This is a genomic window from Methanosphaerula subterraneus, assembly GCF_052055875.1.
GTDB classification, from domain to species: Archaea; Halobacteriota; Methanomicrobia; order Methanomicrobiales; family Methanospirillaceae; genus Methanosphaerula; species Methanosphaerula subterraneus.
Genome location: NZ_CP170508.1, coordinates 469,581 through 493,613, shown reverse-complemented (window position 1 = coordinate 493,613; position 24,033 = coordinate 469,581). Strand labels below are relative to the sequence as shown.

Sequence of the window (24,033 nt, the reverse complement as noted above, 5' to 3'; positions counted from 1 at the left end):
TTTTCTCAAATTCTGGTTCACCGGTAAGGGGAACCGGAAATGAGAAGAGTCCGGAGGACTCTGCGAATAGTCTTAACGCATCGAATCCCAAAATGGGTCAATCTCCGACTCCTCTGAGTCTACGATTGACCAGGGATGGTGCGTTCAACACTATAAATTCCATCTTTCTCTCCAATCTGACACGTATCCCGGTGTCGCATTACATACATGCCTGCCCGGGCGATCGCCGCGAACGTCTGCACTGATTCGCACGATCCCCTGGTCGACGACCGGTACCGGCACGGTCACGTCCGTCGCCGGCCCTGCAGCAGAGGCGATGGTCGGGTTGGACCCGGTGGCTCTGCGGGGTCTCACTCCTCTTCCTCTTCTCCGTCTTCGTCCTCGTCTTCCTCGTCCTCCACATCCACCTCAGCGTCCGCACCTTTGTTGAAGAGGTTGATGGCGAGGGCGACCAGGTCCTCGTCCCCGGGGATCGCCAGCGCCGTCTTCCCTTCGAGCCGGGACGCGACCACGGCCGGCTCCGGTCCGAGGGTGTCCTGCCAGTTCTTGTTCTCGCAGTAGAAGGCGAGCATGGCCAGCATGAGTCGCTGGTAATAGTCATCGGCCAGGTAGTCGAGGATGGTGCCCTGCACTTCGAAGCCAACGGCGGCGGTGGCGGGCGACTCCTGGAAGGCATGGTCGCTCAGGTCGGTCCAGAGCGCCTGGATCTCGTCGACCGGCGCCCCGGCCATCGGTGCACTGTTCCGCACCATCGTCTGGAAGTCGTCGAACGATGTGCAGAGGAAGAGGAGCGAGAGCTCGAACGGGCCGCCCGCTTCGCCACATTCCGAGTACCAGAATACCAGTGTCGTGGGGTGGAGATCGGCGGGTTCGTACCAGAAGAGCGACGATCCGTCATTGAATACCTGTTCCATCTGCATGCTTGAGGCATACGCGAAAAGATCATAAATAGGATTCTCCAGGTGCCGGCGAGCAGTATCCCGGGACGGCCTCACCGGGAACGTTCCCGGTCGCCAGCCACCCGGCCGCGCTCGCATCCTGTTCCTCGGCAGGGGAAGCCGTGGTTTGGGGAAGGGCGCCGGCGGGGTCGGGAGAGGCTCGCCGCCGTCGACCCGGGGCCGCTGTGGTAATCCTGGTCTCCTGGGTCCACGGTCCAGCTGGTGTCCGGTTCGGGCTCGTCGTCCTGCTGAAGAAGAGTCCCGGCGGCCGGCGTTCTGTTCAGCTGGGCAGTGCACGCTGCCGGACCGGGCTCACTGCATTGCTCAGATGAAGTTTTGTGTCCCGAAATAATACGTACCATCATAGGCGACACCGACACCGATCCGAACATACTGGGTGTTCAGGATATTCTGTCGGTGACCCGGGCTTTCCATCCAGCCCTGGACCATCGCCTGGGCAATGCTTTCGGGATCATTATTGACATAACCCTGACCAATGACATTGCCCGTCGGCATCTTGCCGATATTTTCTCCAATCCCGATTGAGTATCTGTTTCCGCCCAGATCGCGTCGAATAGCATAACCTGCGGCAGATGCCCTCGCAGTCGGGTCCTGTCCGCGTAGATTCGTATGGCTGAAGAAATTGTTCGTGACCATATCCTGACTGTGTCCTCGCGCAATTGACGCCAGCGCCGCATCCCATTGAAGGGTCGGAAGCCCCTGCTGTTGCCGCTCCTGATTCGTGTACGCAAAGATCCGTTGCTCAAGCGTCGTGATATCTCCGTTCGCTTGCGGGAGAGTGACGTGAGGAGAGGAGATGGTAATAGGGGATCTGATCTCTGAATTGTCGATGGTACTTCTGGAGGAGGGAGATTCGGGAATGGATGTTGGCAATGTGAAGGAGACTGCCGGAAGTAGGATTGTTGGTATCGGTATTCCTGGATCCTGAAGCAGCCCACCATCTTGGAGTAGATCCGAGAGATCCTGAACAGAGCCGGTATCTATTCCGCCATTCGGAAAAAGTGGTGTCAATGATAGTGAATAGCACGAGATCATGAAGACACAGACAATGACCCAGGTCGCACTCGGCCATCGTTTACGTCGTTCATGCCGATTAAAAAAATGGAGCGCTTCTCGTTTGAGTCTGGAGAGTAACCATAGAAACCCAGAAGCGACCATAGATCCAAGGGCAAGGGTAACCACCATCGAGACCGCGGCTTCGGGGTTGTTGACGACCTCCATCTTCACGATCGGTTCAGAAAGATAGAGAACACCAGGGATTGTGAGCATCAGGATGGCTGTTACCTTTGATCCTGCTGCTCTGAGATCGAAGATGTTCAGAGCATACCAGATATACGCCCCAACGAGGAACCATACTCCTGCTAGAGAGAGCGCCTCGCTCGCCTTCGGATCAAGAGTAAAGATCGGGAGGAGCAATCCGGTTATGATGCTCACGATCCCGATGATGGCCACCCGACTCGGACCATATCCAACGCTATTATGTCGCACGGTTTTCTGTTGGTGAGTATTGCGCACCTACGATTAAGGGTATCGATTTCATTTTCTTTGCCATCAATCAAATGATATTCCTGATGTTGCAGAGCCGGCTGTCATCGAGGCCTTCGGTAATGGCTGTCGACCTGGCGGCGATAACCGGAGTAGAACGATCGCACATCTCCACCAGAGATCAGTCGTTAAAACCAATTCGATAGATTCAAGGAAATATCGTTACTATTGATGGCTATGGAATCATACCCGTTCTTCATCGAATTGCGGTTAGAGTATGTCGATCCGAAACTTCGTTTGATTATTCGGGATGTAAAAGACCGGTTCCGACTCGGAAAAGAATGCCACCAGGTTCCTCACCTGACACTCTTTGGCCCGTTCGACTTCAAGAATGGATATAATCTCAAAGATGTCCAGCGCATTATCGAGAAGGCTGCGGGCAACATCTATGATATCCCCTTCACCATCAAGGGCTGGGATGAAAAGAAAACTCCCCACGGCCGGGTTATTGCCTTTAAGGTCGACCCCTCGAAGGAGTTGAGTGCACTCCACCGTCAGCTACAAGCTTCCCTCTGTCCAATCACGTTCCCGAAGAATCAATGGGATTGCAATTCTCACGACCCGTGGTTCCATGTCACGCTGGCAATGCATCTCTCGGATAGGATGTATCGTTCCGTAATGACCTATGTGAGTGGAGCGGAACAGGGGACCAGGAACCTATCCCCTTCTCTCTGGTCCCGACTTCTTGCCCTCTTGTTTGGAAAACAACAACATGATGGAAGAAATGGAAATCCCCTGTATCTTCCGGCAACCGGACTTCGGATCACCGTGCTGAATCAGAAGATGATTCTCAAGGAGTACGATCTGCTTCAGAAACGATGGCTATCTCGACAGGAATCGATCAGCGGCCGGGAGTATGCAAGAACACTCCTGTTCTACCGGAAATACCGAGGGATTGAACTCTCGACCCCCAGGCATATCCCTGGTCCGACTGAGTTCGTCGTCAGCGATCTTCATCTTGGTCATAGAAATATCATCAGATACTGTGCCCGACCATTCTCGACGAAGAATGTTGATGAAATGGATGAAGTGTTGATCAGAAACTGGAACCATCGCGTGAAGCCAGATGATACGGTCTATTTTCTAGGAGATCTCGCTGTTGGTGAAAAGACGGCGAGGGAATACCAGCGCCGATTGAATGGCACTATCACCTACATTAAAGGAAACCATGATGAACATCTTCCGAATGCACGGAACGATCTCTTCCTCCAGTATGCCAGCATCGACTTCAGGTTGATCCATGACCCGAAGACCCGGGTGGAATCATCAGAGTTTGATGGATGGACGATCCATGGTCATGCACATAATAACGATCTGCGGCGTTATCCGTTCTTTGACCCGATCAAACGGAAGATTAATGTAAGCGTCGAATTAGTCGACTATCAGCCGGTTTCGCTTCCATTCGTCTGCCATCTCATTAAAACCAGATCGGAACCGATCTGGACGATTCGGGAGTGTTAATCATCATGGTGCCACACCATCTCCTTCAATAATTACCATCAGAATAGTGGATGCTCGTGGCGATCGTTATCGGGATCCGGGTGGATCAGTCGTTAACCCGCGGTTGATTATGTCGTTTCACTTGTTTTCTGAGGGTATACGAACGGGGAGCCGGCACTGGTTGATTCGGCTGTTGGTGGCGGTTAGGACGAAGGAGATACAACTAAAGTACCTGTTAGAGCTCGGCATCCAATTCTTGAACCTTCAGCATCCTGATACAGATCATCAATGATTAAAAAATCAGGTGCAAGGTGTACCCTTATTCAGCCCTCATTTTCCTTCAGAATTGTTTCGGAACATATTTATTGTCTCCAATGAATCGTTCATCATATCATTTTTCCAGTGATCACATGACTTCATCCCCTATCTCTACCTGCAATGAGACCCCTCTGAAGTTCATTCACTGTGCTGATCTCCATCTTGACAGCCCATTTCGAGGACTCTTCGCACAGAATAAGAGGCTTCATGAGCATCTTTCCAATACGACGTTCGCTGCATTCGATTCAATCATCGATCAGGCTATCGCCCACAATGTTGACTTCTTGTTGATCGCAGGTGACGTTTATGACGGAGTTGATAAAAGTTTAAGGGCACAGCTCCACCTCCGGAATGGGCTAGTTCGTCTCTCCAGGGAAGGAATTCAGTCATTCATTGTCCATGGGAACCACGACCCACTCAATAGTTGGTCGGCCCGCCTCCGGTATCCCGATGAAATTCATATCTTCTCTGATACCCCTGAAGTGATCCCATACAAACGTGATAATGATCATTTAGCACAGGTCATCGGGGTCAGCCATCCAACGGGATCGGTTCAGAAGAATCTAATCCGAAACCTCCCCATTCGAGAGGAGGGATGGCCTACAACCATCGGCCTTGTTCACTGTAACATCGGGTCTGATACCGGCCATCAACCGTATGCACCCTGCAAACTACCAGATCTGTTCGCCTTAAACTATGACTATTGGGCCCTCGGACATATTCATGCTAAATCCATTCTCCACGACCAGACTCCAACTGTGGTCTATGCTGGGAACCCTCAGGGCCGTGACATAAATGAGGCAGGTCCCCGCGGTTGCTTCCTCGTGAAGGTGGTGCAAGGGCAATGCCAACCAGAATTCCTGGAGACCGACACGATCAGGTGGTGCGAGATTGAGATCCGAATCGACGGAATCGAGACGATAAATGAATTGCAGGATCGAATTCTTACTGATCTCGACGCCAAACAGGAAGAGGCTGGAGGGCGTTCCCTCATCTGCCGTGTCACCCTGGCTGGGAAAGGTCCGCTTCACCAAGATCTGCATGGCAGGGTTGATGATCTCCTCGTAGCCCTTCGCAACGAGGAGGGTTTGGAACCGCCCTTTGTTTGGCTTGAGCGCATCACAGACCAAACACGCCCGCCCGTTGAACGCGAGCAGTTACTGACCCGTCAGGACTTCATAGGAGATCTCCTTCGGTTTTCTGACCAAATCCGAGGAGATGCCGAGGAGCAGCAACGGATGCAAACCACCTTTACGCCTCTCCTTACAAACTTCCGCTGGAAAAGGTACTGCAACCTCAATCCTTCAGAGGATCTCACCACTCTGATCGATGAAGCCGAAGCAATCCTTCTCGACAGAATGCTGGAGGATTACCATGCAGATTGAAGAGATCGCCATTGACGGGTTCGGCCGGTTCCACAATTTCCATATCGGGAACCTTGGCCCCGGTCTGATTGTGATTCAGGGGGCGAACGAAGCAGGAAAGTCGACCCTCCTGGCCTTCATCCAACGGATACTTTTTGACTTCCCCAGTTTCAAGCAGAAGAAGAACGTCAATCACTATGCACCCATTGAAGGAGGAGAGCATGGAGGACGGCTTGTCCTCCGTGACGAATCCGGCATCCGGTTTGTTGTCGAGCGCCACCACCACTACAAGCATTCCCGTGTTATGCTGCCGGATGGGACGGTCGGCAGCGACGAGGTTCTCGACCGGATTCTCGGCGGGGCCAAACAGAATGTATATACGAATATTTTCGCCTTTGGACTCTCGGAACTCGAGGAGTACAGGACTATTGAGTCGGACGAAATTAAACAGGCACTCTTTAACGCAGCTGCCGGCCTTGGTGACATCTCCCTGACTGGGATCCATGACAGTCTTGATGAGGAAGCTGCTAAACTCTTCAAATCAGGAGGGAGTAAACCTCTAATCAATTCACTCTTGAGGGAGATTGAGGGGACAGACAGTACCCTCCGCGAACTTCAGGCCCGAACCATCCTGTTCAACGAGAAGATCGCCGCCTTGGAGGAATTCCAAATGGCGAGCGCCCGGATTGAGGAAGAGCGAACCGACACAGATCGAGCGCTCGCCCGACAGAATATGCTCTCCGGAGCTTGGTCTGACTGGCAAGAACTCTCAGTGGCGCAGGAGGAACTGGCAACTCTGCCCGCGATGACCTCCTTCCCTGAGGATGGAACCACAACTATAAATCGTTTCCAAGAGGGCCTACAACACCTTCATGATCAACAGGTTAAACTCGAAAAGGACCGTGAGCAGAGCCTAAACGATGAGCAGGCGATCGAGATAGATGAATCTCTGCTGGTGCATCGCAACGCGATCAAGCAGATTTACCGACAAATAGAGAGTTACAGGAAGAACCTTGAAGACCTGCGGGAGACCGAGGAACGGGGGCAGTTAGCCTCCCGCGATCTCAAAGACCGCCTCGCGGAGATCGGGGATGAATGGGATGAGGAACGTCTGCGAGCCTGGGGAACAAGATCAGGCCTTCTAAGACTGGAAGTCGACCAGTACGAGGAAGCTGCCTTGACTGTGGCCGCGCAACGCCAGGTCAGCGAATCAGCACTCACAGGGGAGAAGAAGGACGCTCACCGGCTAACGTTGGAGGTGGACGACTTCAGGAAGCAGCAGGAGGAGATCTCCGTCTCCATGACGCCTGACGAAGTGCGGGTGCACCTTTCCACTGTGACACGGCTCAAGGCCGAGCTCGCGTCCTTTGATAAGAAACAGAGTGATCTAGCCCGGCTCCGGGAGCAGGCGGCCATGCGTCGCGAGACGATGCCTCTTTCTTCACCGATCCCACAGTGGCCTGTCTTTCTAATGGGCGGAGCGGGTGTCCTTGTGCTATTTACCGGCTTGCTGACCGGTGCGGCAGCGGCGGGAGCAGTGGCATTCATCGTTATGCTCGCCGCCGCTGGAGTCTACATACAGGCTGCCCGACGACCAGCATCGTCTGTTGAGACTGATCTTGCTGGGGCCATGGAGAATATCCAAAGCCTGGCCGACCTGATTACCACTGCTGAACGAGAACTTTCTACACAGAGTGCCCAACTCATCGCGGACGCCCGTGCTGTGGGTATCAATCGTTTTCCGAATCCGGCCGACCTTGCCCAGCTCGAGGAGGAACTGCGGGATTCCGAGGGTTTACTCAAGGAGATGAGCCGGCTGAAACGGGAGATGAGCACCAGAGAGACTGCACTCGGGTCGATTAGATCCCAGATCGATGAGTTGAACACCGCCATCGAATCGATGAGGAGCGAGGAGATGACGCTCCGGACTGCATGGGGGTCAACCATCCTTCCTCTGGGGCTGGATGCGGATGCATCACCGAAGGCTGTTCGAGATATGCTTGGTCGGATAGATCTGGCCCGCGAACGGCTTATTTCGCTCGACGGTATCAGGGCACGTGTTAGCCGACTCTCACAGTCAATTGTTGACTTTGAGGCGGCCACACAACAACTGCTCGATGACTGCGGTCGGTCGGTTGAGACTTCCGGCGCTGTATCACTGGATACTCTTCTAGAGGCGTGTGAAGCGTCCGCAGACCAGATGGAGAAACGATCTGTAGACCTCAAAGCTCACCAGCGTGACAGAATGCGGATCGAAAGCGAGCTCGAGAAGGTCCGAATTGCCCTTGTTGATAAAGACGCTGAGATCGCCACCCTCCTCTCGTCAGGGGAGAGTACCTCTATCGATGAATTCCTCCGAAAGTCAAAGGATTGGCAGCAGCGTTCGGCACTTCAGGAGAACATCCGGGTTACGAGGAAGCGAATTCGGCTTCAGGTTGGGACAGGAGAATCACTTGAAACCTATATTCATGAACTGGCGTTGATTCAGCCAGAGGAACTCCGTCTGAAGATTGATCAATTGGAGGCTGCGAAGGTTTCCCTCGCCGGACAGAAAGAGAAGATCGACCGGAGTATTGGCCAGTTGCAATCTGAACTGAACCAGTTGGAGTCCTCGCAGGATCAGTCAAAGCTTGCCCTTGAACGAGCCGATAAGATGGAACAGGTTCATGACAGGACACGGAACTGGATCCGACTGATGATCGCGCAGGATATGCTTCAGAAGACGGTTGCCTACTACGAGCAGGAACGGCAGCCCGCTGTTGTACGGCGTGCATCGGAGTACCTGCAGGCGATCACAGGGGGTCGGTATCTCCGCATCCAGTACCCGCTCGGATCATCCCAACCAGTGATCGTGGAGGCAGGGGAGCGCCAGAAGGAGATCCCCCAGTTAAGTCGAGGTTTGGCTGAACAGGTTTATCTAGCGATCCGGTTTGGCTATATCGATGAATACACCCAGACAGCCTCATCGCTGCCAGTGATCTTCGATGATGTCCTCGTCAACTTTGACGCGGAACGCTCTCGTCAAGCCTGCCGAGCGATCGGTGAACTGGCATGCCGGCACCAGGTGTTGTACTTCACCTGCCATCCAGCGACAGAGGCGATGCTGACAGAGGAGGTTCGGGGGACGACTGTTGTAAAACTTTCAGATGGAACGGCATCATCTGCCTTCAAAGAGCCTAGTGAACCCCAGACCCCTGAACCTGTGGAGAGTTGATTTCCCTCCACTGGGTGATAGAGGAGATTATTCAAGAAAAAAATCCCTTCTTTTTGGGGTCGAAGACATCAATACTTGGTCAGAAGAGAAATAGGGGGGTTCTTTTTTGAATCGACATAAGAGAAAGAGATTTTAATCAAATTCAGAAATTAAATATAAAATTTAGACGGTGCCAATAAACCTAGGTAAAAAAAGAATGATTCTTAAAGTATTATCTCCTCAATAGTTCGTTACATACGAAGGGATGATCTTTTGTCTTCGGATCTGAAAAATCGACCATTACTTGGAAAAGAGTCAAATTGTGGGATTCTTCTTGGAATTTTATTTTTATTTAGCATAATTTCACTAGCCTTTTATAAATATATTCCCGGATTGGTTGTTTTGACAATTTTTTGTCAAGCAACGGTAATTTTTTTGGATGCAATAATAATTAAAGGGCAAAACAACGGTGTTGGCCCAAACCCAATAATATATCCAATACTGACATTAATTCTTTGGATAATATTCGTGCCACTCTATATATTGGACAGAAAAAATTACTCAAATAATGATACTCAACTTAAACAGGTCACAGAAATTTCCACATCAGGTCTTGGATCTGGGCATGCGACAATCCGTTGGGGTGAAAAAGGTTTAAATCCCGATACAAGACGGCCAGTTATTGATTCTTCAAAAAATGAATCAACGAGTATCACAGATGAAAAAAAATCTTCGAAATTAGCAGTAATCAACTGGACTGGAAGTTCTAAAGAAATTCAAATCAAGAATTATTTAATCCCTAATCCACTTTTATATTGGACTGCACTTCAGGTTGAAAATATTGAAGCTTCATGTATCAACCTAAACCTTCCCATTGGAAATCCTGTTGATGAACCGAAAGGGGCTATGGGTTATTGGCCTCGTTACTCATCAATAAGTCCTGATCAAAGAGCAAACTATCTTGAATGGCTTTCCAGTGGGAGAAGTACAGAATTGTCTGATATCGGATATGCATTTTTATTTTTTTATGGGTTGGAATACCGGGCGTTAAATGAAAAAAAGGATATTTCAGTGATAATTCCGGAAGTAAATTTACTATTGAAGAATTATACAACATCCAATTCATTTAATTCTTATCTCTCGTCTTTTCTGGCTTATATTGCAGCTCAACAACTATCTTTCATATCTGAGAACAATTTTTCACAATACTTCCCCAACCTCCTAACTTTGTCCTACGATCGGGTTCTTGTTGCTCTTTCATGGCACATTAATCAAAACAAGGCAATCCCCTGGAAATTAGCCTATTCCCTTGCAAACACCATCCCTGAGGCGCCAAAATCTGTAATAACTCATAAATTACCAATACAATTCAAACAACTGTTTGAGACAAAATTCATATCTAAATTCCCAGGTGGATTCAAAATTGAACCATCTGCTCGGAAGTTTAAAATTGAATATCGACCTGCCAGTCCCTCCTTAATCTACAATTATCAGGGGAACTCAAGAGTTACCCGAATCGAGCCAGTGGAGATTAATAATCCTCTTGGTAAAAAGAGTCAATTCAATAAAATCTTCTCGATTTGGGCAGAAACAATTGAAGAGCTCAAACCTGCTTCACGAAAGATCAATAAAGGAGACCCTGCACTTACATCACAAGCATATCATGCACTTCCAGATTCTTTAAAGCAGGAATTAGATCATCCAGAAAAATCAAGATGGGATCAAGTAATTGCAGAATTTAATAGTGAAGATGATTCGATAATCGTTCCAGTCAATTCTCTTGCTACATTAATCCCAATAGAAAAGAGAGAACGACTTACACCCACTCAAAGTAAGTTACTGTTTTCAACTGCACGTGATGTAGGTTATGTATTAATTCCTGATCATCGAATTACTGGAATACCTTATCGATGGGATGATCCAGTTGCTCTATTTCCTTTACCTGACAAGAGAACATTTACTTCTGATACATATCCCGCGGTAGCTTTCATCCTAGAACTCGGAATGAGCATCGCTCTGGCTGATGAAAAATTCTCCCCCGAAGAGCAGGAACAACTTGATAGGGTAATTTTTGGATCTTTTAAACTGACTTCTTTAGATGTTGCATGCTTAAAGCAATATCAACAGATTCTTATTCGGAACCCTCCATCTCTCGAGAGGCTAGGGACACGGTTAAAAGAGCATTTATCTGACGATAAAAAATTGATTATTGCTGGGTATCTGCGGGATCTGGCATTAGCTGATGGAATACTTGACCCGAGTGAGTATAACGCTCTTAATAAAATATTCAAGGCGATGGGCTTGGGAAAGAATGATATTCAGGTATTATTCCCATCTGATCTTACTTCACAACCTGATGAACAGCCCATACAAATTTCCCGTTCTTCATCGGTCAGAACTGGAGAGCTAATAATAAAACCAATATCAAATAAACCATTTTTTACATTAGACCCGGATCTACTACGGGAAAAATTCATCGATACTCGCGAAATTCAAAAGATCCTTTCAGATGTAATCATACCAGAAGATGAGGAATTATTAGATTATTCTGAAGAACACGGTGCAGTATCAAAGACCACAAAATCCAATGAATCAGATTCTCCAATAAAACAAGAAGAATCATCTGGAACAAATTACCTCGGGCTTCATCCTAAATATTCGAATTTTTTAAAGGGAATTTTAACTCAAACAGAACTATCAAAAATCGAAATGCAAAAATATTCTCGAAATAATGGATTTATGCTTGATGCAGCGGTCGAAGACATCAATACCTGGTCAGAAGAGAATTATGGAGATATTCTATTTGAATCGACAGAAGAAAATTTGATCTCAATCAATTCTGAAATTAAAACCAAAATCGAGGAGGGAGCGAATTGACCACATCTATTAAAACCCGTGAACGAACTGCCATCATCCAATCACTTAGTGCAGGGGTCGTTCCTAGAATTGGATTACGACATATTCAAGTTGGCAGGGCTGAAGAAATAAAAGCTGTATTAACTGATATTTCTAAAATCAAGGATGAAAGTGCGTCAATTCGTTTTATTATTGGTAAATATGGATCTGGAAAGAGTTTTTTCCTCAACTTGAGCAGGATTGTTGCATTAGAGCAAAAATTAGTCGTTACTCAGGCAGATATTACTCCAGATAGACGATTGCATGCATCAAATGGTCAAGCCAGGCAACTCTACGCAGAACTTATGCATAACATGTCCACCAAGGCTAAACCTGACGGGGGCGCCATGGTCAGTGTTGTTGAAAAGTGGATTTCTGATCTGGATTTCACCTTGAGAGAAGAAGGAAAGGATCAAGCAGATATAACGAAATCGATCTATAGTCAATTAAAACCACTGCAAGATCTAGTATCTGGATATGATTTTGCGACAGTTGTAGCGAAATATTATGAAGGATATTTTTCACAAAATGAAATACTTCAAGGTTGTGCGATTCGTTGGTTAAGTGGTGAGTATATCACAAAAACTGAAGCTTATCATGATTTAGGAGTACGAACCATCATTAATGATTCCACAATCTACGATTATCTAAAACTGTGGGGATCTTTTGTTCGGATGGCTGGCTACAATGGACTTCTGGTAAATATTGATGAAATGGGTGTTCTCTCCCATCGGCTTAATAGTTCTCAGGCTCGAAATTCCAATTACGAGATGATCCTTCGAATTCTCAATGATTCACTCCAAGGAAATGTGAAGAGCATTGGATTCATGTTTGCTGGAATTGATGAATTTTTATTAGATAGAAGGCGGGGACTCATGAGTTATGATGCATTAGCTCGGAGACTCTCTGAAAATGAGTTTGCACGGGAGGGAAGGAAGGATTTTTCGGGGCCAGTGATTCGTCTTGACAATCTTACTCCGGAGGATACATACATTCTTCTTCACAATGTAAGGAATGTTTTCGCATCAGGGGATCCTACAAAAAATCTGATCCCTGATGAAGGTATTACTGGATTTATGACTTTTTGCGCCCAGACTTTGGGTTCAGAATTTTATATGACCCCAGGGGATGTCGTTAAAAAATTTGTAGGTTTTCTTTCAGTGATTGAACAAAATCCAGATTCATCCTGGCAAGAGATTCTTAACATATTACCTGGAGACTCAAAAAAAGAATCAAATGTGAGTGATTCACCTATCAATATATCAAACGATGATAATGACGAATTGGTCTCATTTAAACTCTAGGTCGATTATTCACTGGTATCATGAAACCTTCTGCATTTTCTTTATTACACCCAACAATTCAAAATAAACTATATCAGATGAATTGGACAAATTTACGTCCGATTCAGATTGATGCAATATTTGCAGTGTTTGAATCAACAAATCACCTGGTTATATCTGCAAATACTGCTGCAGGTAAAACTGAAGCAGCATTTCTCCCGATTTTGTCTAAAATTGTTGACAATCAAGATATGGGCATTGGGGCAATATATGTTGGTCCATTAAAAGCTCTCATTAACGATCAATTCCAGCGATTAGAGCGTCTCTGTGATCTCTCTGGAATTCCAGTTTTTAAATGGCATGGAGATATATCATCTGACAAAAAGAAGAAATTCCTTAAAAACCCAAGAGGAGTTCTCCTCATTACCCCTGAGTCGATAGAATCACTGTTCATCAATCATTCAGATGATTTATCACACCTATTCTCTGGATTATCATATATTGTAATAGATGAGATGCATTCATTTATTGGAATTGAGAGAGGTGCTCATCTTCGAAGTCTGATATCTCGGGCAACAGCATTTAGTTTTGCTCCAGTTAGAATTGTTGGGCTTTCAGCAACTTTTGGAGATACTAACCTTGTGAAGCAATGGTTAATGCCTAATAATCCAGAAAGTGTTGAGATTATTGACGATCCCAATAATGATCGGAATATCCGGTATTTGATTAAAGGATATTTACTGGGTATAGAAGATCCCAAAGTGAGATCTGAAGAAGAAGTCAATAATTCATCTCAAGACATTTCGAATGACCTGATCAAATATTTTTATCGTCATTCATCTCTGGTTTTCATCAATTCAAGAGAAAGTTTGGAGGAGATGACTGATCTTGTTCGAAGAAAACTCGAACGAGAGGGGAAGCCAGACTTTTTCAGGATCCATCATGGATCTCTGTCTAAAACGGAGCGAGAAGATGCTGAGTTACAATTAAAAACAAATTCACTCACATCGTGTTTTACATCGAGTACTCTAGAGATGGGTATAGATGTAGGGAACATCTCTCGAATCGGGCAGGTTGGAGCACCCTGGTCAGTTAATTCATTGGTTCAGCGGCTGGGTAGGAGTGGAAGAGGGGAGGGAGAAAGTTCAGAGATGATAATGTTCATCACTGAATATGAATCAGATGATCTCATTAAACGACTATTCCCGGATCTAATACAGGCAATTGCAATGTCTGAATTGATGTTTGAAAGATGGTACGAGCCATCAAATTCTGATTACAAATATTATTCAACTTTCGTTCAGCAGATTCTTAGTGTTATCAAGGAAAAAGGAGGAATTAATCTTCTCCATCTATTTGAAATTTTAATTAAAAAAGGGACATTCACCTTCCTTACTAAAGAAGAATTCATTTCAATTCTTCGAACAATGAAAGAATCAGACCTGATTGAACAGACTCCGGACGGACTCCTTATTCTTGGATTGGAAGGAGAGATGATAGTTAAAAGTATGGAATTTTATGCAGTATTTCAGACAACTTCAGAATTTGATGTCATTCATCATGGAAGAAAAATTGGAAGTATTCCATACACTCCCGGGTTAGAAGTGCGAAAATATCTAATCCTTGCAGGAAAGAGATGGGAAATTGAAAGTATTGATTTTAAAAAGAAAGAGATTCTGGTAATTCCTTCACGAGCAGCAAAGGTTCCAAAATTCAAGGGTGCCTCTTTCTCTGATATTCACCCCAGAATTCGAGAAAAGATGAGGGACATACTTCTCTCAAATCAAAAAATACCGTATCTCGATAGAAAAGGGAGAGAAATGCTTCAGATGGCACGAAATGCCGCTCAAAATGCAAGCCTTCTTTCAAAAAATTATGTTGTTGATGGAAAAGACATTTTCTGGTTTACCTGGACCGGTACCGCGAAAAACCGCACTCTTGCAAAAATTGGAGCACAATATGGAGGATTTGATATCGAAGATTGCGAAATAGCACTAAAATTTTCAGGAGCTAAGATTGAAAATGTTATCAAGTTCTTTTCAGGAATAGAAGAGAATATGCCTTCACTTTTAGAAATCGCACAAAATATTGGCAACTTAGAACATGAAAAATATGACAGGTTTGTACCTGAGGATCTTTTGGCATACGCATACGCAACGAAGTATTTAGACAGCGACATTAAGAAAATCATTGACAATTTAGTTGCATAATCGGTGAATCTTCGTTGGGACACAACCATAAGGCTGTTCATCCGCTTCAGTTCCCATTAAAGACCTTGAGAGAACTTTCAAATCCCAATTAAAAACAACAACCAGCTCCAAACCCCCACTCTCCGCCGGCGAAACCAGCGAGGATATCGCCCCCCATCATCACCCCCACCCCCAATCTCCACACCAGATGAGCACCCGCGAACTTCACCGGTTCCAGGATATCAATGAGATCTATCGAACGCGACGGCCGGCCGTGATCGACCTGTCGCAGGAGTACACTCATCTGAAACAGAAGCAGGTCAAGTTCCCGCTCGGCCCATTGATCGAGATGTGGCGGCTCTCCTCCTCCCCCGGTCGACAGCCTCCGGTTCATCCAACAGAGAAGCCCGGATCGGCACAACATCGCCTTCCGGTGCCGACTCGCGGTGGTGACCCAACCGGCGGGATGAATGGCACCTGGCCGAAATATACCCGCGAGGGGGACCCGGCTTCCCCGCCATCGCACCCCCCGTGTTCGGAATATTTATCCCCCGTCCGGGATACTGGAAGACACAGCCCGACGGTCGAGTCGACAGAGCGATCATCGCCGACCGGAGAAGACATAACTCCGGCCGGCTCTGACGTCGACACCGAACAACCGGTACCAGGAGACCCGGGATCATTCAGGAGAGAGAACCATGCAGAAGAAGACGGTGAGGGATGAGGATGTCGGCGGAAAGCGGGTGCTCGTGAGGGTCGACTTCAATGTGCCCATGGACCCGAACGGAACGATCGATGACGACACCCGCATCCGGGCCTGCCTCCCCACGATCACGTACCTGATCGATCATCGGGCCCGGGTCATCCTCTGCTCCCATCTCGGGAGACCCCACGGCAGGGTCGACGAGCACCTGCGGCTGGGACCGGTGGGCCGGCGCCTGGCGGAGCTCGTGCAGAGGCCGGTCGAAACGCTCCGGGAGGCGATCGGCCCCGGGGTCGTGCGGGCCGTCGCTGAGATGCACGACGGGGACCTCGTCCTGCTGGAGAACCTGCGGTTCTACCCCGGCGAAGAGGAGAACGATCCGGAGTTCGCCCGCGAGCTCGCCGGTCTCGCCGACCTCTTCGTCAACGACGCCTTTGGCGCGAGCCACCGGGCGCATGCCTCCGTCGTCGGGCTGGCAGCCTATCTCCCCTGCGTCGCCGGCCTCCTCATGGAGAAGGAGATCGAGCAGATGGGCGGTCTGCTCGAGGATCCCGCCCGGCCCTTCGCCGCCGTCATGGGCGGGGCGAAGGTGGGGGAGAAGATCGGGATCCTGGAGAACATCCTCCCGAAGGTGGACCTCGTCCTCGTCGGGGGGGGCATGGCCGCCACGTTCCTGAAGGGCAGGGGGCTGGATGTCGGCACCTCTCCGGTCGAGCCCGACAGAATAGCCCTGATCGGGACGATCCTGCAGGAGGCGGAGACGCTCGGGGTACGGGTCCTGCTGCCGGAGGACCTGGTGGTCGCCGAGAACCTGGATGCCGGTGCAGACGCCCGGGTCGTGAAGGCAGGGGAGATCCCGGCCGACTGCATGATCGCCGATATCGGCCCCCTGACCATCGCGGCGTTCACGAAAGAGCTCGAAACCTGCCGGACAGTGGCATGGAACGGGCCGATGGGGGTATTCGAGATCCCGCAGTTCTCCGGCGGGACCAGGTCCATCGCCACCGTCCTCGCCGGCCTCGACGCCACGACGGTCATCGGGGGCGGGTCCACGGCCGAGGCCGTCACCCGGCTCGGGCTGGCCGACCGGATGACGCATGTCTCCACCGGCGGGGGAGCCTCCCTTCAGTTTCTCTCAGGCAAGGTCCTGCCCGGGATCGCGGTCCTCGCTGATAGGTGATGGAGAGAAGGGGATAGTGGAGTATAATGAGAGGGTTGCACCAGAGCCAGTATATCATCATAATTAACGATACACAATCTGGTATCACTATGATCGACCACGACATCAAGGATGCCGTCCGGAAGAGCTGGGACCACTCGTCAGGTATGTATGACTGTTGTCCAGGCCATGGGATCGGGACCGAAGAAGAGAAGGTCGCATGGAAACAGGAACTGAACCGGAACCTACCAGAATCGCCACTCAAGGTACTTGATGTAGGGTGCGGAACGGGTGCTATGGGTCTTCTGTTTGCCGAGATGGGACATCAGGTTACCGGGGTCGATCTTTCGGATGGGATGATGGCAAAAGCACGCGAGAAAGCGTATGCACAAAAACTTTCGATTGAGTTAAGGAGGGCGGATGCCGAACACCTTCCGTTCAATGATGGATCTTTTGACGTGGTTGTCAGCCGGCACCTCCTCTGGACGCTCCCTCACCCGGAGATGGCCCTGAAGGAATGGCACCGTGTCTTAAAAGTAGGGGGTGTGGTGCTGATCATCGATGGTGTATGGAAGGATAGGACCTTTTCAATCTGGGCGAAACGGTTAGTGAGCGACGGGCTGACCAGGGTTTTTGGCCATACCCATGGCGGTCATTATGATAAAAAACTCCGGAGCCGGCTTCCCTATGACGGAGGAGTACCGAAGAAGACAATGGTATCCGACCTGGAGCACACAGGGTTCACAGGCATCTGCTTCCGAGATTTAATGTACATCCGCGAGATGCAGAAACCGCAACAGTCCTGGTATCAGAGATTTGCACCACCCAGGACGTACTACATCGTCGTTGCGACAAAACAAAACTGAATTGAGTTATTTGTTTATATTAGAGTTTCAACAGAGCCCCAATTTCGGTTTTCGACTACAATCAGCCATGTCAAAATTTGAAAAATTGGCATATTTCTTTATAGGTAGTATCGGATTCATAGGTGGAGCTGTATGGCGAGAGAACTGGACCGTTGCCCGCCAATTCCTGAACAGATCGGAGGCAATGGGGGACGGGCGTACACCCTCTGGTGGAGCTGACATCCATCCGCGAGGATGCTGTACAGGATGCTCAGCCAGCCATCTCCACCTGCAGGATGGAAAAAGAGTATATCAGAAAGTTGTATCTGGAGACGATCTTCATTGAGCAACCGTCATCAGAAGAGGAGATACGAGATGAAACAGGTAATGCTGCTGCGCCACGGCGAGAGCCTGTGGAATAAAGAGAACCGGTTCACCGGGTGGACGGATGTGGACCTGTCCGAGCAGGGGATCGAAGAGGCCCACCGGGCCGCCCGGCTCCTCCGGGAGGGCGGGTTCTCGTTCGATGTCACGTATACGTCCGTGCTCAAACGGGCCATCCGCACCCTCTGGATCGTCCTCGACGACATGGACCTCATGTACCTCCCGGTGCATCATTCGTGGCGGCTGAACGAGCGCCACTACGGGGCATTGCAGGGGCTGGACAAGCGCGAAACGACCGAGAAGTTCGGTGCCGAGCAGGTCGCGGCATGGCGGCGGGGATACGCGGTCCGCCCCCCGGCCCTGGCAGTCTCCGACCCGCGGCACCCGGTCTTCGACCCCCGGTACGCCGGCATGAAGAGGGAGGACCTGCCGGCCACCGAGTCGCTGCAGGACACCCTGGCACGGGTTGTGCCGTACTGGAAGGAGACGATCGCCCCCGCAGTCCGGGAGGGGAGACGGGTCCTGATCGCAGCCCACGGCAACAGCATCCGCGCCCTTATCAAGTACCTCGACGATGTACCCGACGACGAGATCGCCGGGATCAACATTCCGACCGGGTTCCCGCTGGTGTACGAGCTCGATGAGACCCTGAACCCGGTCAGTCACCATTACCTGGGCGACCTGGAGGAGATCCGGCGGGCGACAGCATCGGTCGCCGGCCAGGCGACGATCCGAAGATAGAGAGAATCCTATTCACCATGACAGAGCGATCACCATGAGCGGCATATTCAAGGCATACGATGTCCGGGGTTCCTACCCCGACGAACTGGACGAGGCGACGGCAGGGAAGATCGGGTACGCGTTCGCCCGGCTGTTGAAGAACGGCCGGATCGTGATCGGCCGCGACGTGCGCCTCTCGTCGCCGGCCCTGGCACGGGCTTTTGCCGGGGGGTATACCGCGGCAGGCGGTGCGGTCACCGATATCGGGATGGTCAGCACGCCGCTCCTCTATTATGCCATCATCGAGGGAGCGTTCGACGGGGGCGTCATGGTGACGGCCTCCCACCTGCCCGGGGAGATGAACGGGTTCAAGCTCTGCCGGGGGAATGCGGTCCCGCTGAGCAGCGATACGGGGCTGCCCGAACTCGAAGAGATCGCCAGGGGCCTGCCCCCGGTCCCGCCGGCTGCGTCCGGCAGCCCCCCGGAGGATACCGGGATGACCGAACGGTACCTGGCGAAACTGGCCGGGTATGTCCAGGGGCAGCGAGCGTTGACCATCGTCGTCGACGCCGGGGACGGTGCTGCCGGGCCGGAGCTGGGCAGGCTCTTCGACCGGGTGCCGGCATGGAACCTGGTCCCGCTTAATGGGGAACCGGACGGGCGGTTCCCCCATCACGGCGCCAACCCGTTCGTCGGGGATGCCGCACGGGAGCTCGAGGAGAGGGTCCTTACAGAGAAAGCCGACCTGGGCGTCGCCTTCGACGGGGACGCCGACCGGTGCCTCTTCGTCGACGAGCAGGGCCGGCAGGTCCCTGCCGACATCGTGACGGCGCTGATCGCCGAATTCTTCCTGGCACGGGAACCGGGCGCCCGGATCCTGTACGATCTCCGTTCGAGCCGGGTCGTCGCCGAGACGATCCGGCGCCTCGGCGGAACGCCGACCCGCTGCCGGGTCGGCCATGCGTTCATCAAGGCGCAGATGCGGGAGGAGGGTGCGCCCTTCGCCGGCGAGCTCTCCGGCCATTATTACTTCCGGGACCTGGGGTATGTCGACTGCGGGCTGATGGCCATGATTGCGATGGCAAACGTGCTCTCCATGAACGATACGCCGCTCTCGTCCCTGGTCCGTCCCCTCCATAAGTACCGTTCGACCGGGGAGCTGAACCTGCAGGTCGAGCAGAAGGACGCCATCCTCGCGTCCCTGGCGAACGAGTACAGGGACGCGAAGACCGACAGGCTCGACGGCCTGACCGTCGAGTACGACACCTGGTGGTTCAATCTCCGGCCGTCCAACACCGAGCCGGTGATCCGGCTCAACCTCGAAGCAGAGACCGAACCCCTCCTGGACCAGAAGAAGCAGGAGGTCCTCGGAGTGATCCTCGGCGCAGACCCGTCGATGCGCATGAAAAAAGAGTGAACCCGGCGATCACCACCGCTTGCCACCGAGCGAGCCGAGCAGCCCCCGAACAAGCGACCGCCCCACCTGGGTGCCGACGCTCCTGGCCACACTCTTCGCGATGTCGCCGGCGATCTCCATCGGCTGATCTGCTCTTCCGGACCGGGACGGGGCACCGGTCTTTGTCCGCCCGGTCGTCGGTGCCGTCCTCTTCTTCTTTTCGGGCTCGGACTCTTTCTCCGGTTCGGCCCTCAGGGCGAGTTTCTCATAGGCGGATTCCCGGTCTATCGCGGTGTCGTACTTTCCGGCATCAGGAGAACTCTTCATGATCTCCTTTCGTTCATCGCCTGAAAGGGGCTGGAGCCTGCTCGTGGGCGGAATGATGAACGCCCGTTCGACGGGCGTCGGGGTCCCCTGGCCATCGAGCACCGAGACCAGGGCCTCCCCGATGCCGAGCTCTGATATCGCCTTCTGGGTATCGAACGCCGGGTTCTGCCGGAACGATCGGGCCGCGGTCTTCACTGCCTTCTCTTCGTTCGGGGTCGTCGCCCGGAGAGCGTGCTGGACCTTGTTTCCGAGCTGGCCGAGGATGTCTTCGGGGATATCGGACGGGCTCTGGGTGATGAAGTAGACCCCGACCCCCTTCGACCTGATCAACCGGACGATCTGAACGATCTTCTCTTCAAGGGCCTTCGGCGCATCGTTGAAGAGGAGATGCGCCTCATCGAAGAAGAAGACGAACTTCGGCTTCTCCAGGTCGCCGGCTTCGGGCAGGTTCTCATACAGCTCCGAGAGGAGCCAGAGCAGGAAGGTGGAGTACACCTTCGGCGACTGCATCAGTCTGTCGGCGGCAAAGAGATTGACCACGCCCTTTCCCTCCACCATGCGGATCATATCCGTCACCTCCAGGGCGGGTTCTCCAAAGAACCGGTCCGCACCCTGCTCCTCCAGCGCCAGAAGACCCCGCAGGATCGCCCCGGTGGAGGCGGTGGTGACATTGCCGTATTTGACCTTGATAGCGCCGGCATTCTCCGCCACATGGACGACCATCGCCCGGAGATCCTTGATATCGAGCAGCAGGAGACCGTTGTCATCGGCCACCTTGAAGACGATCGAGAGGACGCCGGCCTGGGTCTCGTTCAGGTCCAGGATCCTGCTCAGCAGGAGGGGGCCCATCTCGGATATGGTGGTCCTGACCGGATGGCCGGCCTCCCCGAAGAGGTCCCGAAAGATGACCGGATACCCGCCATAGGAGAAGTCGGTCATGCCGAGTTTCTGGATCCGCTCGTCGATCTTCGGGTTCCCTCCCCCGGGGAGAGCGATGCCGGAGAGATCGCCCTTGATATCTGCGAGGAAGACGGGAACGCCGATCCTGCTCAGTCCTTCGACCAGGATTCGCAGTGTTACGGTCTTCCCGGTCCCGGTTGCCCCGGCAATCAGGCCGTGTCGACTCATCATCTCGGGAAGGATACAGATATCCGTCGCTCCTTTCGCAATCAGCACTGGATCGGACATAGTACTACTGGTATCGGAAGACGACAGGGATAAAGGTTGCAGGGGGTGGGGAAAACCGGAAGGTTCATCGCCGCCAGCGATGATCGTATGACCATCGAACCCTCCCGGCTGGTGAAACCGGGGAGAGGACGTGCTGTCGTGAACCTGCGTGTTGTCATCCCTACCGTGATCGCCGTTCTGGCGGTCCTCGCTGCGGTCCTGCTCGCCGCCGCCCTCGTCGGGGAGCGGGAACAGACCCTGGACCAGGCCTGGCAGACCCTGAAGACCAGGGAGTACGTCGACCTCACCCACACCTTCAACCAGGAGATCCCCCACTGGCCCGGATTTCCCGCTGAGAACCGGACCACGCTCTTTGACTACCGTCCCGGGAACGGCACCCTCGGCAGCGGGTTCTTCACCCAGTCGTACACGCACGTCGGGCAGTGGGGAACCCATGTCGACGCCCCGTCCCATTTCGTCGAGGGGCTCCGGTCGGTCGATCAGATCGATCTTCACGAGATGGTCCTGCCCCTCGTCGTGCTGGACGTCCACGAGCAGGTGGCCCGGGATCCCGACTACACCGTGACGCTCGAGGACGTCCGGGCCTGGGAGGGGCGGCACGGGCCGGTGCCGGCGGGGTCCTTCGTCGCCCTCCGGACGGACTGGTCGAAGCGATGGCCCGACGCGGCCAGGATGGAGAACTGGAGAGCGGACGGGATCGATCACTACCCCGGGTGGAGCCGGGAGGTGCTCGCCTACCTCTACGAGGAGCGGGGGATCGCGGCCTCAGGCCATGAGACCTCCGATACGGACCCGGGGACGTCGACCAGCCGCGACGACTACGCCCTCGAGACCTACGTCCTCTCGACAGACCACTACCAGGTCGAGTTCCTGACCAACCTGGACCAGGTACCCGAGACGGGAGCGCTCGTGGTGGTCGGGGTTCCGAAACCGGAAGGGGGCTCAGGGTTCCCGGCCCGGGTCTTCGCAATCCTGCCCTGATTCCGATCCAGGAGAGCCGGCCCGAACAATCTATATGTACCGGCGATCGAATCTGATCGAGATCCGGGGGTTTGACGAATGGAGGGGATGAGAGCGTGTCCGTTCTGCGGGCCGGCGGCGGAGGAGGTCGTGCTGCAGGGACGGCTCTGGTATGCGAAATGGGACCGGTACCCGGTGAGCCCCGGCCACCTGCTGCTGATCCCGTGCCGGCACGTCGCCGGCTTCTTCGAGGCGACGGAGGAGGAGATGATCGAGCTCCCCCGGCTGCTGCAGGAGGCGAAGTCGCTGATCGACGGAACGTTCCACCCGGACGGGTACAATGTCGGGGTGAACTGCGGAGAGGCCGCCGGCCAGACCGTGATGCACCTCCATGTCCACCTGATCCCCCGGTACCGCGGGGACATGGACGACCCCCGGGGCGGTGTCCGGGGCGTGATCCGGGGCCGGCGGGTGTACTGAGTGCTCCGGCGATCCACACCCTTTATCCGGGTGTGAAACCAACCCGTCTCGATGAGTCAGCTTGACCTCAAACAGTTCGACTTCCTCCGGGCCGCAGCCGAGGAGTGGGGGGCACTGCAGGCGAAGGTGATCCCGGCCGACCTGGTCGTCGTCGAGCACCGCGTCACCCTGAAGTGCCGGTCAGGGTGCAAGGGCTACGGCAACAAGCTGACCTGCCCACCCCACGTCCCGACCCCGGACGAGTTCGCGAAGATCCTGAGCGAGTACTCAGCCGCCCTGATCGTGAAGTTCCAGTCCCCGGCCCAGGCCGACGACGACCTGATCCGCTCGATCTACAAGTCCTGGCTGGACCCCGACTCCCCGGAGGAGACAAAGCAGGAGGCGGCCAGGTTCTGGTCCGAGTACTTTGCCGACTCCCCGCGGATCCTCGACGTGATGCTCGAACTGGAGAAGCTCGCCTTCAACAGCGGCCACACCTTCGCCCTCGCCCTGGTGAACGGCTCCTGCCGGCTCTGCGACACCTGCAACATCAAGAACGGCGTCTGCCTCCACCCGACCAGGGCCAGGATCCCCGAACACGCGGTCGGGATCAACATGAAGAAGACCGTGGAACTGGCGGGGATGCCGATACGATTCCCGATCACCGGCCGGGCCGAACCGATGGCCCTGCTGCTGATCGACTGAG

Annotated in this window: 18 protein-coding genes; 15 read left to right on the top strand and 3 right to left on the bottom strand. The window is 52.5% G+C overall.

Annotated features, from left to right (window positions below; all coding sequences use genetic code 11):
• Positions 1-350: 350 nt before the first annotated feature.
• Positions 351-920 (bottom strand): hypothetical protein, encoded by a 570-nt coding sequence (locus tag ACFKSJ_RS02270; protein WP_440950653.1) that lies wholly within the window; start codon positions 918-920, stop codon positions 351-353.
• Between the two features lie 203 nt (positions 921-1,123).
• Here ACFKSJ_RS02270 and ACFKSJ_RS02265 point away from each other — a divergent pair, with 203 nt between their 5' ends.
• On the top strand, positions 1,124-1,270 hold the full coding sequence (locus ACFKSJ_RS02265; RefSeq protein WP_440950652.1) for a hypothetical protein: 147 nt from the start codon (positions 1,124-1,126) through the stop codon (positions 1,268-1,270).
• Here ACFKSJ_RS02265 and ACFKSJ_RS02260 read toward each other — a convergent pair.
• A complete protein-coding gene (locus ACFKSJ_RS02260; protein WP_440950651.1) occupies positions 1,263-2,411 on the bottom strand; it encodes a CAP domain-containing protein in 1,149 nt (382 codons plus the stop codon). The two genes, ACFKSJ_RS02265 and ACFKSJ_RS02260, sit on opposite strands and share 8 nt — an antisense overlap.
• A gap of 270 nt (positions 2,412-2,681) precedes the next feature.
• On the opposite strand from ACFKSJ_RS02260, the gene ACFKSJ_RS02255 reads away from it, so the two are divergent.
• The 11 genes from ACFKSJ_RS02255 (at position 2,682) to ACFKSJ_RS02205 (ending at position 20,414) form a co-directional block, all read left to right on the top strand.
• A complete protein-coding gene (locus ACFKSJ_RS02255; RefSeq protein ID WP_440950650.1) occupies positions 2,682-3,965 on the top strand; it encodes a 2'-5' RNA ligase family protein in 1,284 nt (427 codons plus the stop codon).
• A gap of 389 nt (positions 3,966-4,354) precedes the next feature.
• On the top strand, positions 4,355-5,647 hold the full coding sequence (locus ACFKSJ_RS02250) for a metallophosphoesterase family protein (RefSeq protein WP_440950649.1): 1,293 nt from the start codon (positions 4,355-4,357) through the stop codon (positions 5,645-5,647).
• Positions 5,637-8,840 (top strand): AAA family ATPase, encoded by a 3,204-nt coding sequence (locus ACFKSJ_RS02245; RefSeq protein WP_440950648.1) that lies wholly within the window; start codon positions 5,637-5,639, stop codon positions 8,838-8,840. Before ACFKSJ_RS02250 ends, ACFKSJ_RS02245 begins: the two co-directional genes overlap by 11 nt.
• A gap of 252 nt (positions 8,841-9,092) precedes the next feature.
• Entirely contained in the window at positions 9,093-11,696 is a 2,604-nt protein-coding gene (locus ACFKSJ_RS02240; protein WP_440950647.1) for a TerB N-terminal domain-containing protein, read from the top strand.
• Positions 11,693-13,018 carry an ATP-binding protein gene (locus tag ACFKSJ_RS02235; RefSeq protein ID WP_440950646.1) on the top strand — a complete coding sequence of 442 codons (1,326 nt, stop codon included), beginning with the start codon at positions 11,693-11,695 and terminating at the stop codon, positions 13,016-13,018. Before ACFKSJ_RS02240 ends, ACFKSJ_RS02235 begins: the two co-directional genes overlap by 4 nt.
• Before the next feature lie 20 nt (positions 13,019-13,038).
• Entirely contained in the window at positions 13,039-15,207 is a 2,169-nt protein-coding gene (locus ACFKSJ_RS02230; RefSeq protein ID WP_440950645.1) for a DEAD/DEAH box helicase, read from the top strand.
• Between the two features lie 187 nt (positions 15,208-15,394).
• Positions 15,395-15,910 (top strand): hypothetical protein, encoded by a 516-nt coding sequence (locus ACFKSJ_RS02225; protein WP_440950644.1) that lies wholly within the window; start codon positions 15,395-15,397, stop codon positions 15,908-15,910.
• Positions 15,885-17,069, top strand: coding sequence for a phosphoglycerate kinase (locus tag ACFKSJ_RS02220; RefSeq protein WP_440950643.1), 1,185 nt, complete (start codon positions 15,885-15,887; stop codon positions 17,067-17,069). The genes ACFKSJ_RS02225 and ACFKSJ_RS02220 overlap by 26 nt, the downstream gene beginning before the upstream one ends.
• An 89-nt stretch (positions 17,070-17,158) precedes the next feature.
• The gene (locus tag ACFKSJ_RS02215; protein ID WP_440950642.1) at positions 17,159-17,914 is read left to right on the top strand and encodes a class I SAM-dependent methyltransferase; all 756 of its coding nucleotides are present in this window, start codon (positions 17,159-17,161) and stop codon (positions 17,912-17,914) included.
• A 354-nt stretch (positions 17,915-18,268) separates the two neighbouring features.
• A complete protein-coding gene (gpmA, locus tag ACFKSJ_RS02210) occupies positions 18,269-19,018 on the top strand; it encodes a 2,3-diphosphoglycerate-dependent phosphoglycerate mutase (RefSeq protein WP_440950641.1) in 750 nt (249 codons plus the stop codon).
• A gap of 34 nt (positions 19,019-19,052) precedes the next feature.
• Positions 19,053-20,414, top strand: coding sequence for a phosphomannomutase/phosphoglucomutase (locus tag ACFKSJ_RS02205; protein ID WP_440950640.1), 1,362 nt, complete (start codon positions 19,053-19,055; stop codon positions 20,412-20,414).
• Between the two features lie 9 nt (positions 20,415-20,423).
• On the opposite strand, the gene ACFKSJ_RS02200 is transcribed toward ACFKSJ_RS02205, so the two are convergent.
• Entirely contained in the window at positions 20,424-21,908 is a 1,485-nt protein-coding gene (locus tag ACFKSJ_RS02200; protein WP_440950639.1) for a helicase HerA-like domain-containing protein, read from the bottom strand.
• An 87-nt stretch (positions 21,909-21,995) separates the two neighbouring features.
• Here ACFKSJ_RS02200 and ACFKSJ_RS02195 point away from each other — a divergent pair, with 87 nt between their 5' ends.
• From ACFKSJ_RS02195 to ACFKSJ_RS02185, 3 genes are all read left to right on the top strand, one after another.
• Positions 21,996-22,889, top strand: a complete 894-nt coding sequence (locus ACFKSJ_RS02195; RefSeq protein WP_440950638.1) for a cyclase family protein — start codon at positions 21,996-21,998, stop codon at positions 22,887-22,889.
• Positions 22,890-22,967: 78 nt separating this feature from the next.
• Positions 22,968-23,348 (top strand): HIT family protein, encoded by a 381-nt coding sequence (locus ACFKSJ_RS02190; protein WP_440950637.1) that lies wholly within the window; start codon positions 22,968-22,970, stop codon positions 23,346-23,348.
• Positions 23,349-23,399: 51 nt separating this feature from the next.
• The gene (locus ACFKSJ_RS02185) at positions 23,400-24,032 is read left to right on the top strand and encodes a DUF2284 domain-containing protein (RefSeq protein WP_440950636.1); all 633 of its coding nucleotides are present in this window, start codon (positions 23,400-23,402) and stop codon (positions 24,030-24,032) included.
• Position 24,033 lies beyond the last annotated feature (1 nt).